General features: G+C 54.4%; 14 protein-coding genes. 5 read left to right on the forward strand and 9 right to left on the reverse strand.

Translation table 11 applies throughout. The features are described 5' to 3' along the window. Positions 1-40 precede the first annotated feature (40 nt). The 4 genes from GM557_RS00745 (at position 41) to GM557_RS00760 (ending at position 3569) form a co-directional block, all read left to right on the forward strand. Positions 41-1330, forward strand: coding sequence for an O-acetylhomoserine aminocarboxypropyltransferase/cysteine synthase family protein (locus GM557_RS00745; protein ID WP_155572566.1), 1290 nt, complete (start codon positions 41-43; stop codon positions 1328-1330). 93 nt (positions 1331-1423) lie between these two features. After that, a complete protein-coding gene (locus GM557_RS00750; protein WP_266137379.1) occupies positions 1424-1894 on the forward strand; it encodes a RidA family protein in 471 nt (156 codons plus the stop codon). 89 nt (positions 1895-1983) lie between these two features. Beyond that, positions 1984-2232 carry a DUF3297 family protein gene (locus GM557_RS00755; protein ID WP_099026547.1) on the forward strand — a complete coding sequence of 83 codons (249 nt, stop codon included), beginning with the start codon at positions 1984-1986 and terminating at the stop codon, positions 2230-2232. Positions 2233-2279: 47 nt separating this feature from the next. Then, complete coding sequence (locus GM557_RS00760; protein WP_155573419.1) at positions 2280-3569, forward strand: Nramp family divalent metal transporter; 1290 nt, start codon at positions 2280-2282, stop codon at positions 3567-3569. Here the strand turns inward: GM557_RS00760 and GM557_RS00765 are convergent. The 3 genes from GM557_RS00765 to GM557_RS00775 all read right to left on the reverse strand — a co-directional run bounded on the left by GM557_RS00765 (position 3566) and on the right by GM557_RS00775 (position 8706). After that, entirely contained in the window at positions 3566-4051 is a 486-nt protein-coding gene (locus GM557_RS00765) for a flavin reductase (protein ID WP_155572568.1), read from the reverse strand. The genes GM557_RS00760 and GM557_RS00765 overlap by 4 nt on opposite strands. A 145-nt stretch (positions 4052-4196) precedes the next feature. Continuing rightward, on the reverse strand, positions 4197-5927 hold the full coding sequence (locus GM557_RS00770; RefSeq protein WP_155572569.1) for an alginate export family protein: 1731 nt from the start codon (positions 5925-5927) through the stop codon (positions 4197-4199). 187 nt (positions 5928-6114) lie between these two features. Then, complete coding sequence (locus GM557_RS00775; RefSeq protein WP_155572570.1) at positions 6115-8706, reverse strand: MMPL family transporter; 2592 nt, start codon at positions 8704-8706, stop codon at positions 6115-6117. Positions 8707-8920: 214 nt separating this feature from the next. Here GM557_RS00775 and GM557_RS00780 point away from each other — a divergent pair, with 214 nt between their 5' ends. Next, a complete protein-coding gene (locus GM557_RS00780; protein WP_155573420.1) occupies positions 8921-9520 on the forward strand; it encodes a YigZ family protein in 600 nt (199 codons plus the stop codon). Here GM557_RS00780 and GM557_RS00785 read toward each other — a convergent pair. The 6 genes from GM557_RS00785 to GM557_RS00810 all read right to left on the reverse strand — a co-directional run bounded on the left by GM557_RS00785 (position 9517) and on the right by GM557_RS00810 (position 16317). Beyond that, a complete protein-coding gene (locus GM557_RS00785) occupies positions 9517-10503 on the reverse strand; it encodes an MIP/aquaporin family protein (protein WP_155572571.1) in 987 nt (328 codons plus the stop codon). The two genes, GM557_RS00780 and GM557_RS00785, sit on opposite strands and share 4 nt — an antisense overlap. 110 nt (positions 10504-10613) lie before the next feature. Beyond that, complete coding sequence (gene radA / locus GM557_RS00790; RefSeq protein WP_155572572.1) at positions 10614-12020, reverse strand: DNA repair protein RadA; 1407 nt, start codon at positions 12018-12020, stop codon at positions 10614-10616. Position 12021: 1 nt separating this feature from the next. Continuing rightward, positions 12022-12831: an ABC transporter ATP-binding protein gene (locus tag GM557_RS00795; RefSeq protein ID WP_230880555.1), complete on the reverse strand. Its 810-nt coding sequence runs from the start codon at positions 12829-12831 to the stop codon at positions 12022-12024. A gap of 32 nt (positions 12832-12863) precedes the next feature. Then, positions 12864-13649: an MlaE family ABC transporter permease gene (locus GM557_RS00800; protein WP_370513399.1), complete on the reverse strand. Its 786-nt coding sequence runs from the start codon at positions 13647-13649 to the stop codon at positions 12864-12866. Positions 13650-13691: 42 nt separating this feature from the next. Then, a complete protein-coding gene (locus GM557_RS00805) occupies positions 13692-14792 on the reverse strand; it encodes a hypothetical protein (protein ID WP_155572573.1) in 1101 nt (366 codons plus the stop codon). A gap of 184 nt (positions 14793-14976) precedes the next feature. Further along, on the reverse strand, positions 14977-16317 hold the full coding sequence (locus GM557_RS00810; protein ID WP_196424559.1) for a UDP-glucose/GDP-mannose dehydrogenase family protein: 1341 nt from the start codon (positions 16315-16317) through the stop codon (positions 14977-14979). Positions 16318-16387 lie beyond the last annotated feature (70 nt).

Genomic DNA, 16387 nt, shown 5'->3' on the forward strand with positions numbered 1-16387 from the left:
CTTGTTCGTCTTATGGATGAGATATTACCGAGGAGGCCCCATGGCACGCACTACATATCATCCCGAAACATTAGCCCTGCATGCTGGTTGGCGGGCTGACCCGGGGACGGGGTCTGTCGTGCCACCTATCCATCAGACGACCTCTTATCAATTTGAGAGCAGCCAACAAGCGGCGGACCGGTTTGCGCTGAAGGATGTGGGGATGATTTATTCCCGCCTGACAAACCCAACAGTTGATGTGTTTGAAAAACGCATGGCCGCGTTAGAGGGGGCGGCAGCGGCTGTAGCGGTGGCGTCTGGTCAGGCGGCATCGGCTGTAGCGGTGCAAAATCTCGCGGAGGTTGGGGATAATATCGTCAGCGGGACGGACCTATATGGGGGGACGTGGAATCTCTTTGCCCATACCCTCAAGATGATGGGTATAGAGGTGCGTTTTGTGGACCCATCCGACCCGGCAGCCTTTGAAGCGGCAAGTGATGAGCGGACGCGGGCATGGTATGTAGAAACTTTGCCGAACCCGAAATTGATTGTCGCTCCCATGGCAGCGATTGCCAAAGCGGGACGCGCCTTGGGGATCCCTCTGATTGTTGATAATACGGCCACCCCGTTATTGGCACGTCCCTTAGCGCATGGTGCGGCGATTGTGGTGTATTCGGCGACCAAATATATTGGCGGGCATGGGACCTCTATTGGTGGGTTAGTGATTGATGGTGGGCAGTTTGAATGGGGGCAGCGTCACCCGTTGCTCACACAGCCAGACCCAAGCTATCATGGGGCGATTTGGACGGAGGCTGCTCGTCCTTTAGGGCCAGTTGCATATGCGCTGCGGGCAAGAGCGGTATTGCTGCGCGATGGTGGGGCGGCTCTTTCGCCCTTTAATGCCTTCCAGCTTTTGCAAGGGGTGGAGACCTTACCACTGCGGATGCCGCGCCATTGCGAGAATGCGCTAAAAGTGGCGCAGTTTTTGCAGGGGCGTCCTGACGTGCAGCGCGTTATCTACCCCGCCTTGCAGGAGGGTGAGGCACGGCAGCGTGCGGAAGCTGTTTTGCAGGGGGGCTTTGGCGGGCTTGTCGGCTTTGAGCTTTCTGGCGGGCGTGAGGCAGGCCAACGTTTTATTGATGCGTTGGAGCTGTTTTATCATGTCGCTAATATTGGCGATGCGCGGAGCCTTGCGATCCATCCTGCCTCTACAACCCATGCGCAGTTGAGCGAGGCGGAGCAAAAGGCGGCAGGGGTCTCCCCCGGCTATGTGCGGTTGTCGATTGGATTGGAGCATCCAGAGGATATTTTGGCAGACTTAACGCAGGCTTTGGGGCGTGCTGCTGGGTAAGGGGGGGATTTCTTGCTCGGGGCCCCTTGGCAAGAGAGGCTTTACAGCGCAGGGTGTGCAGGGTTTGACCCCATTGGGAGAAAAAGGGAGAAGATTATGTCCACACCAGAAAGTCGTCTCGCTGCGTTAAATATTGAGCTTCCCGTTGCCGCTGCCCCTGTGGCGAATTACCTCCCTGTTGTGCGGACGGGTAATTTATTGGTTGTCTCTGGGCAGTTGCCATTAGTGGATGGTAAATTGCTGATTACTGGTAAGTTGGGTGGTGAAGTCTCCAATCAAGCAGGGACAGCATGCGCACGAGCATGTTTTATCAATATTCTGGCCCAGCTTAATACGGCTTTGGGGGGTGATCTTTCCCGTGTGCGGCGGGTTGTGCGTCTTGGTGGTTTTATGGCCTGCACGCCTGATTTTACCGATCATGCTGCTGTGATGAATGGGGCTTCTGACCTTGCTGCTGCGGTGTTTGTTGGGGAGGTTGGCCAACATGCTCGCTCGACCGTTGGTGTGCCGAGCTTACCGCTGAATGCCCCGGTAGAAGTTGAAGCGATGTTTGAAGTCGCTTAAAGAGGGCTTCTTTTTGGTAGGTTGGTTGTTATGGAAGGGCAGCCTGCCAGAATCATCTGCCAGATTTTAATGAAAGGATGACTGATTCGATGAGTGATACATTACCTGATCGCCTCTCCATCTACCCTGATAGCCCTTATTATAATGAGGAGATATTGGGCCGCGGCATTGGTGTGCGCTTTAAAGGGGAAGAAAAGACCAATGTTGAGGAATATTGCGTGAGTGAGGGGTGGATTCGTGTCTCTGTAGGGCGGTCTTTAGACCGGCGGGGCCGGCCGATGACGTTAAAGCTGAATGGCCCTGTTGAAGTCTGGTTTAAAGGTGAGGCGGCGTCCTGATTGGCCCCTCTAACATAAAGGATTAAAGCGTGCCTGAGGCAGACTATATGCCTGTTGAGGATGCGGCGCGTGGTGCTGTGGCTGTACCGGCGCGGGCAAGCTTCTGGCTGAGGCGGTTTTTAGCCTTTATTGGCCCCGGCTATATGGTTGCCGTGGGGTATATGGACCCCGGTAATTGGGCCACAGACCTACAAGGTGGGGCACGGTTTGGGTATCGTTTACTATCGGTCATTCTGCTGGCCAATATTATGGCGGTCCTGCTCCAAGCCCTTGCGGCACGGTTGGGGATTGTAACAGGGCGTGACCTTGCCCAAGCCTGCCGCGACTGGTTACCACGTTGGGCAAATATCCCCCTGTGGCTGACTTGTGAAGTCGCCATCATTGCGTGTGATTTGGCCGAAGTTATCGGCACGGCTGTTGCGCTGAACTTATTGTTTGGCCTTTCTATTATGGTCGGGACGTTAATTTCCGTTTTGGATGTTTTTCTCGTCTTATTGCTCATGCAACGTGGGATGCGCGCGCTGGAAGCTTTTGTGATAACCCTTTTGGGGATTATCGCTGTGTGCTTTGGCATACAGCTTGTGGCGGCATCCCCGTCTATTGGGGGGATTTTAAAAGGCTTTGTGCCATCGCCACATATTTTGACGAACCCCGATATGCTGTATGTGGCGATTGGGATTATTGGGGCTACGGTTATGCCTCATAATCTTTATCTCCATTCCTCTTTGGTAAAAAGCCGCTCCTACCCGCGTACGGTGGAAGGGCGGCGGGATGCGCTGCGCTGGGCGACATGGGATAGCACATTGGCTTTAACGCTGGCTTTGTTCATCAATGCTGCGATTTTAATTGTGGCTGCGGCGGCGTTCCATGGCACGAAATATCAAAATGTGGCTGAGATTAGCGATGCGTGGCGGCTGCTTTCGCCCGTGTTGGGCTTTGGGCTGGCCTCGACCTTATTTGCCGTAGCGTTGCTTGCGGCGGGCACAAACTCCACCGTTACAGGGACGTTAGCAGGGCAAATCGTGATGGAGGGCTTCCTTCACTTACGGTTGCCCTATTGGGTGCGGCGACTCATCACCCGTGGCATAGCTGTGTTGCCCGTTATTGTTATTGTTGCTCTTTATGGGCAGGGGAAGGTGGGGGATTTGCTCGTATTGAGCCAGATTGTCCTTTCCATGCAGTTGCCCTTTGCGATGATTCCGCTTGTTTGGTTTGTCTCAAGCCGGCAGAAGATGGGGGCGTTTCGTCTTACGCCCTTATGGGCTGTTTTAGCGTGGTTTGTGGTGCTGGTGATTGTTGGGTTGAATGTAAAATTACTAAGCGATGCCCTGTTTTAGGCGCGTGTTGGTAGGTGATGGAAGGCCCGGTCAAACCATGTTAGCCCGTGGCGTGTCCCATCATCTATTGTAATGGCATGCACCCGGCAGATGAGGACGTCATGCGTGCCGATGGTGTGTGTATTCTCTATCGTACAATCAAGCGTGGCCAGCGCGCCGTCTAATAAGGGGGAGCCGAGCGGGCCGGGGTGCCATTGCCCGCATGTGAAGCGTTCTGTCGCGGTGAGTTGGTTATTAGCAAAGGCGCAGGCGAGATCATCATGGCCTTTACCGAGGATGTTAATGCCGAGTTTTTTGTTGGTCAAAAAGGCCTCATGCGATGCGTTAGCACGATTAAAGCAGACCAATATTGTGGGCGGGGTATCGGTAACACTCGTTATGGCGGAGACTGTTAAGCCATAACGCCCCGCAGGGCCATCAGTGGTAACGAGTGTAACAGGTGAGCCAAGGCGACTCATAGCATTGCGAAAGATAGCCTGCATGGGGGAAGACTTTCAGGGCAGAATAAATAGGACTAAAGAAGGACGGATAAGGGGTTTATCAAGGCTTTTTTGTAAATCCAAGAGTGAAAACAGCTATTAGTCTTTTAAGGTGAGGGGGAAAGGGGCATTTCTGCCCCTATCAAGGTTAGTAAGTGAGGGTGAGGGAGGATTGGTAATAGGTTGCATCATGTGCGCCAGCTTGGTGCATGGCGTGGGATGTAAGGAAGCGGACGACATGATGATCCCAGGTTAAATGAGGGCCAAGGCGTAAGCTTGCTGCCATTTGTGGGGCAATCCCGACAAAGGAGTCGTAGTTATAAGCATTATATCTCCCGGAGGTGAATTGCCGTTGGAAGATGTTACGCCCATAGATGGAGTATGTGTCATCCCCCGTATTGTAACGCCAATAAATGGGTAGTTTGAGTTGGAAGGTTAGATAGTTGGTGGGGGAGAAGCTCGCCTTTGGGGCAAAGTCGATCAAGTTTTGCCCGGTGAGGTAATTGGTGGGGTCCAGATAATTCGTGTTTACACCGAAGGGTTCGATATAGGTGTTCACACTGCCTGTCGTCCCGCGTGCGCCACCGCCGGAATAAGCATCGCCCTGCACACCGATGGTAGGATGCCACATAACATGGCGGAAATGGTAATCCACCGTGCCATTCATGGACCACGCATTTACATGGCGGTTCATTTTATCATAATGGTTTGCGGCGTTATAAGATTGATAGAACCGCCCCTGCTGATACGCTCCCCCAAAGGAGAAGCTGATAGGCCCGGCCTCCCCATGCCACCGCATGCCAAAGTTATTGCGTTTGGTGTGGCCTAATGCGGAGGCATTATACATCACTGTTTGCTGGGCAGGCCCGCCGTTAAGCTCATAGCCATAATAGAAGATGTTGATGAAGGAATATCCTGCCTCCCCAAGGAAGTGGAAATCCGGCGGCGCATAGGTGATGTTAGCCCCATAAAGGCGGGTTTTATAATCAAGTGTGTCGTGGAAAAGGGAGTTCCCCCCACGGAAGCTATCTGTATGGTTGTTCTTTGTATTGATGAAATAAAAACCATCAAACCGGACGCGGTTCCAATGCTCGTAAATGCGGAACCCATCCCAGCTGAGTGGGACGTTCAGCACATCGCGATTACCGATCATATAGTCAGGCGCATCAAGGAATTGCTGCCGCCCAAAGATGAAGCCGCCATGCCCTCCAACAGCATTGCCGCTAAGCTCTACAAACGCTTGTTGAAGGTCTAAGTTTTTACGGAAGGTGCCATCATAGCTATAGCCGCGCCACCCACCAGCATCAGCGTTAATAAGTTGGCCAAAGAAGCGTACATGCTGGCCAAAATGGAGGTCCGCACTCCAAAGATTACGGACAGCAAAGCGGCCAGAGTTAAAGGGGCGGGCCTTCATGGAGGTGGTAGGGTCAATCGCTGCACCAAAGACAGGCCGCCTATCGTACCAGTTATTCAGCCGCGTTTCCCCAGCAAGGCTAAGCCAGATGGAGCCGCTATCATTAAGCTTCATGTGCTTATAGCTATCAAAAGGGTCGCCACGGTCACAAAGGCCGGTTTTAGGCTGGCTGATGCTATCCATCCCCGCTGGGGTACCATATTGGGAGACGGGGCCGAAGCCTGTCTCACTCCCATCCCCACGAGCCCAAATGCCATAAGGGTTAGATTGGGGGGCTTCAGCCGGACAGCCGCCCGGTGCTGTGTGCATGATGCGGTCGAGGATGCTGCGTTTTGGCTGTGAAGAATCGGTACTAGCGGGAGTTGTGCTGCTTGCTTCAGCATGAGCAGGTGACAGTGTGGTGCCCAGGCCAGCTGTCAGGAGCGTGGTGTAAAGGACGATATGGGGAAAGGGTCTTTTGGGCATTACATGGGACCTTGTTATGGTTTTTACGGCCCCAGAAGATGATTAAAATGAGGTTAGAACATTGATTTAACGCAAAAGTTCTTCAAAGAGACTCATCAAATAAACCTCTTACAGAGATATGAATTACCTATTAATAAAGGGGCTTATGAAAAACCCCTTATAATCAGCCAGTTTTCTCAAAAGAGGTTTATTTTAAGTCCTCTTTTTCCCCCGGTAAGAGGGCGGGGATAAAGACAAGTGAGCAGATGAGCGTGCAGGTGAGGGAGAGAAGTAAAAGCCGCCCCATACTAGCGGTGCCCGGATGGATAGAGGCTGCTAAAGAGCCAAAGGCGGAACCAGTTGTCAGGGCAGAGAATAAAACCGCTCGTGCTGTGGGGGAGGAAAGGGGATTATGCAACCCTGCACGCCAGTTCATGACGAAATAGATGTTAAAGGACACCCCGACCCCTAGCAAAAGGGGTAAGGCGATGATGTTCGCGTAATTGAGTTGCTCTGGCACTGTGATGACGAGAATCACCGTGAGAAGTGAGGAGAGGAGTAAGGGCAGCAGCACGAGGAGGCTATCGAGCACGCGGCGCAATGTGATGAGTAAAATCAGCGCAATGGCGATAATGGCGCAGATAGCTGCGGTAATAAAGGCGTGTGTGATGGTCTGGGCACTGGCGATAATCTCCAAAGCTGGGCCGGAAATATCAGGGGTGACCGTCTCTAGCTCATTGACGAAGCGATGGAGCGTCTTGGTCTCGGACATTTGTCCTTTAGGGTGAATGACCAAACGATAGGCCCCGTTAGAGGCAATATAGTCGGCACGGATATGGGCCGGGATGCTCTGCATCGTAATGGACGGTGGGGGGACTAGGAGCGTTTTAAGTTGGTTAAGCTCTGCGGGGAGGAAGTGGGTGAGGGCCTCATTGGTGGAGAGCAATGTGGCATCAGGGGCGGTAGAGAGGCGTAAAAGCGCATTATGTAAAGCAGCGAGGGCGGGGGTTAATTTACCGTCTAACCCATCAAAAGAATGAGCGGCTTTAAGGGCTGCTTGGCGGAGTTCCGCAGCGGAAGGGGGTGGGGCTGGGTGGTTAACATCTAAGGTAGGGAGGATGATGTCGCCTGCATCATGGATGAGCTGGATTTTAGCGTCTTGGTCATCGGGGACGAGGGCCCCAAGCCAGAGGACATCATGTACGCTTTCGAGCTTGTTAAAGGCCGCCGCTTGGCGTGCAGCGGTAGCGATGTCTGGGGTGAGGACTTGGGCATTATACGGGGTTGTGAGGGGGTTTTCCTCCAGCAGATTAAGGGCCTTCATGCCCTCTGTGTCAGGCTTTTTGGTATGGAGGGGGTCGGCATCAAAGCTTAGGCGTGGGATGAGGCAAAGCCCGATAAGGCCGAGCACCCCAAAAATGCTCAGAACAGGGGTGCGATAACGCTGTAAAGCGCGGTCTATCGGCAGGAGGGATGTAAAGCCCGTGCTGCTCGCCCCCGGTTTGGCGCGGAAGGCCATCAGCAAAGCGGGTAGAAGAGTCAGGGTGCAGAAGAAGGCGATAATCATCCCGCCCCCAGCAATAAGCCCTAATTGGGCAACCCCTACAAAATTCGTGGGTGTGAAAGCGAGGAAGCCCGCCGCTGTTGCTAGGGAGGCAACAAAGATTTGCGGGCCACTCTCTTTGCCGGTGCGCTCTAAGGCTGCAAGGGGGGCGAGGGGTTGGTTCTGCTCATCCTTTTGGCAGCGGAAGCGCACACCAAATTGAATGGCGAAATCGACCGCAATCCCAACGAATAAGATGGCAAAGGCGACCGAAATCATATTCAAGGTGCCGACAATTAAGGCTGCAAACCCTGTTGTGAGCAACAAGCCAATGATGAGCGTCAGGAGGATGGGGATAGCAACGCGCAATGTCCGCACGGCAAGGATGAGCCAAAGCGCAACAAGGGCGAAAGAAATGATAAGGCCGATGACCATCCCTTGGGCAACGGTGGAGAACTCCTCATCACTGAGTTTCGCTTCCCCGGTGATGAGCGCATGGGTCCGTCCTGCTTTGACGCTGGGCAGTGTGTTTAAGGCCGCACGCATGGCTTTTGTGGCGGCCTCTGAGGGCTCAAAGGAGGAGAAATCAGGCCGTGGATGGGTGACGACAAATTGGTAATGCCCGCCAAGGTCGCTCAAACCACCGGAGAGTAATTTCTCCCAAGAGAGGGGGGCGGCTTGGCCTGTCATGCCTTGCTCTAATGTATGGGTTAGGCCATCAAGAGCGGTATTGAAGCTAGCAGGGATGGGTTGGCCAGTTTTAAGGGCTGTTGCCATAAGGCCGAAGGTGCCAAAGAGGCCGCGCGCAGAAGGGTCGGCAGCTAAGGTACCGAGGAATGGTTGTGCGGCGATGATGGAATCGAGCAGGGGTTCTAGCTCTTTTGTATCGATAAAGAGGAAGGCATTACGGGTATAGAAAGGGTCAGCATCAGGTTGGCTGACTTTATCGAAATGCTCATGGTCTTGTGCGAGGATGGCGGCAAGATCGTGCGCTGCCTCGCGCCCTTCTTCAGGCGTAGCGGAGCTGATGATGGCGACGAGGGTGTTCTTCTCGCCGGGGAAAAGTTCTTCTAATTGATGGTTTTTTTGCTTCCAAGGGAGGGTATCGGCAAAGAGCTTATCGGTCTCGGTTGTGATGCCGAGATGGTTAAGGCTAAGCCATACCGAGCCAGCGCATAACAAGGTAAAAATGGTCAATACAAGGGCGACATGGCGGCCACAAAACGCATTGAGACGGTTTGTCAGCGTGGAAAGCATGGCAGTGTGATCCTCTTTTACCCTTGTGTAATAGGCTGGATATTGGCCCATTCTAGCCTTGTGGATGAAGGCAGTAGTAGCGCGATAGGGCGGGATTTTCCATAGCGTGCGGTTTCCCCTTTTAGGAGAAAGGCTTCATCTAAGGTAAGATGATTGCAAAAGGAGTGTGCGGTGTGGCTTGGCGGGCACAGCCTTTCTAGGGCAGAATGAGCGTATGACTTGGACATTAGACGGCATAGCCGAGCATGAAACGATTATTCGCCATAGTGTGTTCCGCACTATGGCCGCCCCTGTGGAGGATGAAGCCGGAGCGATGGCCTTTCTGGCCCAAGTGGCTGTGCCAGAGGCAACGCATAATTGCTGGGCGTTTCGTGTTGGGGGGCGGTACCGTGTTTATGATGATGGGGAACCCTCTGGCACGGCAGGGCGGCCTATTCTCTCTGCGATAGAAGGGCAGGATTTTGAGGGGGTTATGGTCGTTGTCACCCGCTGGTTTGGGGGGGTGAAGCTTGGGGCCGGGGGGCTGGTGCGGGCCTATGGTGGGGCAGCAGCAGCTTGTTTGCGTGAGGCAGCAAAGAGTGAGTGGGTCGAGCGGGTTCGGCTAGGCTTCCACTGTCCTTTCCCGATTTATGCGGAGGTAGAGGCCAAATTACCGGGATGGCGCGTGGAGGTGCGCGAGTGTACTTTTGGTGCGGCAGGGGCCGTGATGGAGCTGGCTGTCCCCGTGCAAGCGCGTGAGGAGGTTGAGGCATGGCTGAGGGACCTCACACGCGGGCAAGAGCCTATCCGTGTATTGGATGATGAGCCGGACTAAGGGGTGTCTTGTTGAGCCGCTTCTTTTTTATCCTCACGTTTTAACTCGTCAGGTGAAGGGCCTTTGGCCTCCGGGGCGGAATAGCGGGGTACGCGGCCATGATGGCCAAAATTGACGATGCGCGCTTCCCGCAGGCCATGATGAGAGACGAGGAAGCGGGCGAGTTGCAACGCAATAGCCGCCCCCATAAAAGGCCCGACAAGATATATCCATATCCCATGGAGGTTATGGGCTAAGGTATCGGGGGCTAAGGTCCGCATAAAATTGGTGCTATTGCCAGAAAAGCCGGAGATAAACGGGTTAGTAATCGCAAAATAAAGCGCGCACATCCATGTGGTAAAATGCTGAAGGCGTGGGCGTGATGCGGTGAAATAAATGACGAGAATCAACCCTGCGGTGGCGATGCCTTCCATCAAAGCGACAAAGCCAAGGCTATAATGGGAAGCGGGGAAGGTCCCTGCATAATGGATTTGTGTCACAAGAGGCTGCCAGAAGGGCAGGAGGATGCTCAGCCCAAGGCTTGCGAGGAGCGTCCCTGTAAAAGCCCCAATAAGCTGGGCAAATATGTAACCCAGAGCATCTAACCAACGGATTTTCTTGCTTAGGAAGAATGCCAACGTCACAGAGGGGTTGAGATGCGCCCCGCTGACTTTCCCAAAGGGGGAGAGTGTGGCAATCGTCCCCGCTAGGCCGAAGAAGAGGCCAATAAGGGCAGAGCGAAGAATGGGGTAAGGGGCCAGAAAAGCCGCCACAGGGGAGCCATCGGCGGCTAAAATTGTGGTGACGGTAATGCCAAGAAGCAGCATGATGGCCGTAGCGATGGCCTCCATGGCATAGAGCTTCCAATGGAAGGGTTGGTCTGGGTGGGGTTTGCCTTCTAGGGGGCGGTCTGTCAGCTCTCTGCGGGAAAAGCGAATATGCGGCAGACGAATATGAGGGTAGCGAACATGCCGGGCTGTGTAGGTTTTCTTGCGGTCAGTCATGGGAGAATGAACCCAGTGTTAAGACAAGATCATATTGTGGTGGGCATTAGTGTTTCGGGAAGATTGGGGAAAGGTCAAGGGCTGTAAGAGGTTTTTAATGTTTCCCGATTTCATGACCCCGCAGCGGGGGAGAAGCGGCGGACAAGGTCGCTGAGATGGCCTGTTTCGGCAATGGTGAGGGTGGCTGGACCTTTGGGGCGGGCTGTGGCTGTACCTACATGGCGCGGTATGACAGCTTGTTTGAAGCCGAGTTTGGAGATTTCTTTCAGCCGGACTGCTGTTTGGCTGACCTGCCGCACTTCGCCAGAGAGGCCAATCTCCCCAAAATAAGCCTCATGTGGGGCGGTTGGTTGGCCTGTTGCGGCAGAGATGAGGGCTGCTGCAACGGCGAGGTCGGCAGCGGGCTCGTTAATCTTCAGCCCGCCTGTGATGTTGAGATGGACGTCCATACTCCCAAGCTTTAACCCGCAGCGTGCCTCTAACACAGCGAGAATCATACTCAGGCGGGAGCTATCCCAGCCTAGCACGGCCCGCCGTGGGGCCCCATCGCTGCTTTTGGCGGAGAGAAGGACTTGTACCTCCAGCAAAATAGGGCGTGTGCCTTCTAACCCAGCAAAGACGGCAGAGCCTGCGATATTGCCATGCCGCTCCGCAAGGAAAAGGGCGGAGGGGTTGGGGACTTCCCGCAAGCCTGTATCGGTCATGGCGAATACGCCGATTTCATCCGTTGCACCAAAGCGGTTTTTAGCCGCACGGAGAATACGGAATTGATGGCCGCGATCCCCCTCAAAATACAGCACCGCATCAACCATATGTTCCAAAACGCGCGGGCCGGCTAAGGCTCCCTCTTTTGTCACATGCCCAATGAGGATGAGGGCAAAGCCAAGCGTTTTAGCAAGGCGGATAAGCTCAAAAGCACAATTACGCACTTGGGAGACCGAGCCGGGCGCGCTGGCGACACTCTCTAGCCACATGGTTTGGATGGAGTCGATGACTACGACATGGAGGCTGCGATTCTCCTCCAAGGTTGTGACGATGTCATTGACATTGATAGAGGCTGCAAGGTCTAGCTGGTCTAGGGCTTTAGGGTCTTTATCCAGCTCTAACCGTTGGGCACGGAGGCGGATTTGGTCTATCGCCTCCTCCCCGGAGACATAAAGAACATTATGGTGCGCTTTGGCTAAAGCGCAGGTCATTTGGAGCATGAGGGTGGATTTGCCAATGCCGGGGTCCCCCCCCACCAGCACGACCGATCCGGGGACAAGCCCACCACCAAGGACGCGGTTTAATTCTGCCATGCTGGTATTAAGGCGCGGTGGGGGCGTTGCTGTGCCATCAAGCCGCGTGGTTTTTAGCCCCGTACCGCGTTTGCCCGGTTGGGCTTTGCTGGGGGTTGGGGTGCTGGCTTCTTCCTCTAGGCTATTCCATTCCCCGCATTGGTCGCATCGGCCTGTCCATTTTGGATAACGGGCATGGCAATTTTGGCAGATAAAGATGCTAGTGGGCTTTTTGGCCATATTAGCCCCCTATTGCTGGTTGGTCCGTCATCGTGGTGGTGATGGGGCCTTCCCGCCGTCCATGCGTGAATTGGTCAACAATCGGGTTGCCACTATTCATGAGGTCCGAGGCGGGGCCTTGCCAGATAATCTTTCCCCCATACAGCATGGCGGTATGGTCCCCAATGCGGCGGGCGGAGGTCATATCATGGGTGATGGTTAGGGCTGTGGAGCCTCGTTGGGTCACACAATCGCTGATTAAACCATCAATCACGGCGGACATGATGGGGTCTAGCCCTGTGGTGGGTTCATCAAAAAAGAGAATATCGGGCTGTCCTGCTAAGGCACGAGCAAGACCAACGCGCTTTTGCATCCCGCCGGAGAGTTCTGCCGGGTTGAGGGGGGCGACATTGGGGCCAAGACCGACTTGAGCTAGGAGGTGGAAGGCCTCTTGCTCCAACTCTGTACGGTGGGGGAGGGCAGTACGGCCATGACGTTTGGCTTTGAGGCCAAAGAGGATATTTTCCATCACACTCATACTATCAAAGAGCGCAGCGTTTTGGAAAAGCATCCCAATGCGTCTTAGCAGCGCATCGCGGCGTTTGGTGGAAGCCCGGAGGATGTCCTCGCCATCAATCTCGATGATGCCTTCATCAGGCTCAATCAAGCCGAGGATGCAGCGCAGCATGAGGGACTTCCCGTTGCCAGAGCCGCCAATAATGACGGTAGAGGCCCCAGCGGGGATGTCTAGGTCAATCCCATTGAGAATGGTGCGGTTGCCGAAGGATTTCTTTAAGCCACGGATGCGGATGCAAGGCTGTTGGGTCATCATGTCCTGTCGGGGCGGGGGTGAGGTAAGGCGCGTCATGCGGTGAAAAAGAGGTCGGTTAAGAGGTAATCAAAAGCGAGGATGAGGATGGAGGCTGCCACAACCGTTGCGGTTGCAGCCCGGCCCACACCTTCTGCCCCGCCGCGGCTATTATACCCCTCGTAGCAGCCCAGCAGAGCGATGAGAAACCCAAAGACAGCCGCTTTTAAAAGCCCGACTAAGACATCATGCGCATGGAGGGCATTATAGGCTGTGTTGATAAAGAGGGCCGGGCTGAAATCCAGCTTGCCTACAGCGACAATAAACCCGCCAGAGACGCCTAAAATATCGGCAATCAATACCAGAAAGGGCAGAGCCAACAAACCTGCGAGCAAGCGGGGTGTGACGAGATATTTGATAGGGTTTGTTGCTAATGTGCTGAGGGCATCTATTTGGTCGGTCACGCGCATCGCCCCGATTTGGGCGGCAATGGCGGCCCCGATGCGCCCAGCAACCATAAGCCCCGCTAAGACTGGACCCAACTCCCGCGTGATGGAGAGGACGACGATCCCCGCAATGGCGTTTTGAGCATGATATTGGCTAAAGCCACTATAAGATTGCAGTGCAATAACCGCACCGGAGAAAATCGCCGTTAAGGCCACAACAGGGAGGGAGAGAAAGCCAATCTCTAACAAACAGGAGAGGATAATCCGCCCATAAAAAGGTGGACGAAACACCCCAGCGAGGCCACGCAGAGCAAATAAGCTCAAGGCCCCAGCATGGTGCAATGCTTTTAAAATATAACGCCCAAGGAAGATGAAAGGGAGGGTGAATAGTCTCACAAAATTGCCTCTATATTATGCCGACCCTGTGGAGGGGGCGGGTCATTTCGCTATTTGCCCTTGTGGCGTTGGTGTTGGTGTCGCTTGTGGGGCTGTTTGTGGTTGTGTGCCGTTATCAGCCGGTGTTGTGGGAGACGTCATTTTGGGTGGTGTCGCGGGGGGCTGTGCTGCGTTGATAGGCTGTGCCGATGTAGTGCTGGGAGGTATGGCCTCGTGGGGGGAGAGCGATGCTTTTGGTGTAGCTGTAGGCGTAGGGGCAGGCGTTACATGCGGTAGGGCAGGATTATTCAGCCCCTGAGCTTGGCCATCGGGCTGTAGTGTTGGTGTTGGTTTGGGAGATGGTTGTGTTGCAGGCTCTGCCGGTGTGGTGTGGGAGATGTGTTTTGTTCCCCCATCTTGCACAGTGCCCGTTACTTTATTGAGAGTAACATGAGCGGCATCATTCGTTATAATATTGGCATTATTGACAGTCGCCATGATGGAGGCTTCCGCCTGTTGAGAGCTTGTCAGCGTTACGTTATCAATTTGCCCCTGCGCGATGGAAAGCTGGCTATTATCGGAGAGCTGGGCCGATAGGGCTGAGAGAAGCGCGTTATCAACATCTAGCCGCGCAGCCCCTGTAGCGTTGATTTGCGCGGCACGAGCAAGCTGGAAAATATGGGCCTGCGTTGTGCCGGAGATGGAGAGGTCTAGGGATTCGACATGATCAACATCCAGGGAGGCATCATCTAGATTGCTCTCCAGCGTTGTGAGAGTCCCGCTGATGGTAATGTGCGCTTGAGGGCTGTCATGGAGGGTAAGAGCCGTATCACCAGAGAGGCGCAAGGCCATAACCCCGCCTTTTTGGCAGGCTTTAAGAGCAATATGGAGGTGGCTTTCTGTCCCATCTTTAACGGTTTGGATGGCAGGGGAGAGGCCAGAAGCTGTCTCTAATACCATGCTGTTTTTAAGAGAGGGGTCCACCTTGATATGCACTTGCGCACAAGGGACGCTGAGGTCCAGCTCATCAGCACGGAGAACGGTATGGGTCGCTTCTGTTGCAAAGCTGCTAGCGGCAAAGAGGCTACCGCCCAGCACAGCTCCAACGCAAAGAGCGCGTTTTAGGAACAGAGATAAACAAACCCGGACGTTATGCGTACTCACACAGGGACTCCCGATTGGTAAAATAGCGGCACCGGCCACTTAAAATAGCTGAGCAGATGATAGGGCAATATAGGCCCATCCGTCACCTTTTATCCTGCTGTATTATAAGCAGCCCTTTTGTATGAAGATAGCCTCGTTTAAAAAAGAGGTAAGATTTGCCCGTGGGACCCCTGCGCGATAGGGGTCATCGTGGCTCTTCTGCCATTTTATAGCCAAGCCCATGATAGTTGAATCCTGCCTTTTGCCAGTCATTTTGGTGCCATATCTGCCGATAATCCACAATGAGCCTCCCTTTCATGGTGGGGGCAATATCGGCAGGGCTAAGGGCTGCAAACTCTGGCCATTCTGTTAGGATAAGCAGCATATCGGCTCCCTCTGCGGCGTGGAGGGCGTTACGCGCGTAGCTGATATCGTGGGGGAGGAGCGGGCGTGCGGCGTTCATCGCGTGGGGGTCATAAACGCGGAGTGTTGCGCCAGCTTCATGCAATAAAGGGAGGATGGTTAAAGCGGGGGCTTGGCGTATATCATCAGTATGGGCCTTAAAGCTTAGGCCAAGCACGGCGATTGTGTAATGGGTGATGTTATGGCCTGCGAGGGCGATGATGCGCTCTGCAAGGCGGCGTTTGCGGGCCTCATTAGCGGCGATGGTGGTCTCGATAAGCTGAGTGGGGGCCCCCGCTTGGCGGGCCGATGTGGCCAAAGCTTGCGTATCTTTGGGAAAGCACGAGCCTCCATAGCCGGGCCCCGGTGTTAAAAAAGCAGGGCCAATGCGGGGGTCTAGCCCCATGCCGCGTGTTACATCGGCAATATGACCACCTGTGGCCTCGCAGAGATCGGCCATTTCATTAGCGAAGGTCACCTTCATCGCGAGGAAGGCATTGGCTGCATATTTTGTGAGTTCTGCACTTTCAATGCCCATAAAAATGAGGCGATTTTGCGGGGTGTGTAAGGGGGCGTAGAGGGCCTCTAGCAGGGTGCGGGCATGGGAGGCGGTTTGTGCCTCATCTTCTAATCCGATGATGACGCGATCAGGCTGCATGAAGTCGTTAATCGCATGGCCTTCGCGGAGGAACTCTGGGTTGGAGGCGATATGAAACGTAAGGTCAGGCCGGGTGGTGCGGAGGACATGCGCGACCTGCCGCCCTGTCCCCACCGGCACGGTGGATTTGGTGACGACAAGTAGATTATCGGGCGCATTAGCTGCAATCATGCGCGCTGCGGCATAAACATAGCTTAAATCAGCATGGCCACTCCCCCGCCGTGTGGGGGTGCCCACGGCAATAAACACCGCCTGACTGTCGCGTAGGGTCGGGGCTAAATCCTGTGTGAAGGTGAGCCGCCCGGCTTGTTGCTGTTGGGTAATGAGGGCCTCTAACCCCGGCTCATAAAGTGGGACTTGCCCAGCTTGGAGACAGTCTAGCCGTTGGGTGTCACGCTCTATGATGGTTACATTCGCCCCAAAGGCCGCCAAACACGCCCCTGATACAAGCCCGACATACCCGCCGCCAATCATGGTAATGTGCATGGGGGGGTATTCGAGGGATGCATAGGGAAGAATGGATGGCGAAGTCATGCTATACTAAAATTTGTCAGGG

Source organism: Bombella sp. ESL0385 (assembly GCF_009725755.1).
Taxonomy (GTDB): Bacteria; Pseudomonadota; Alphaproteobacteria; order Acetobacterales; family Acetobacteraceae; genus Bombella; species Bombella pollinis.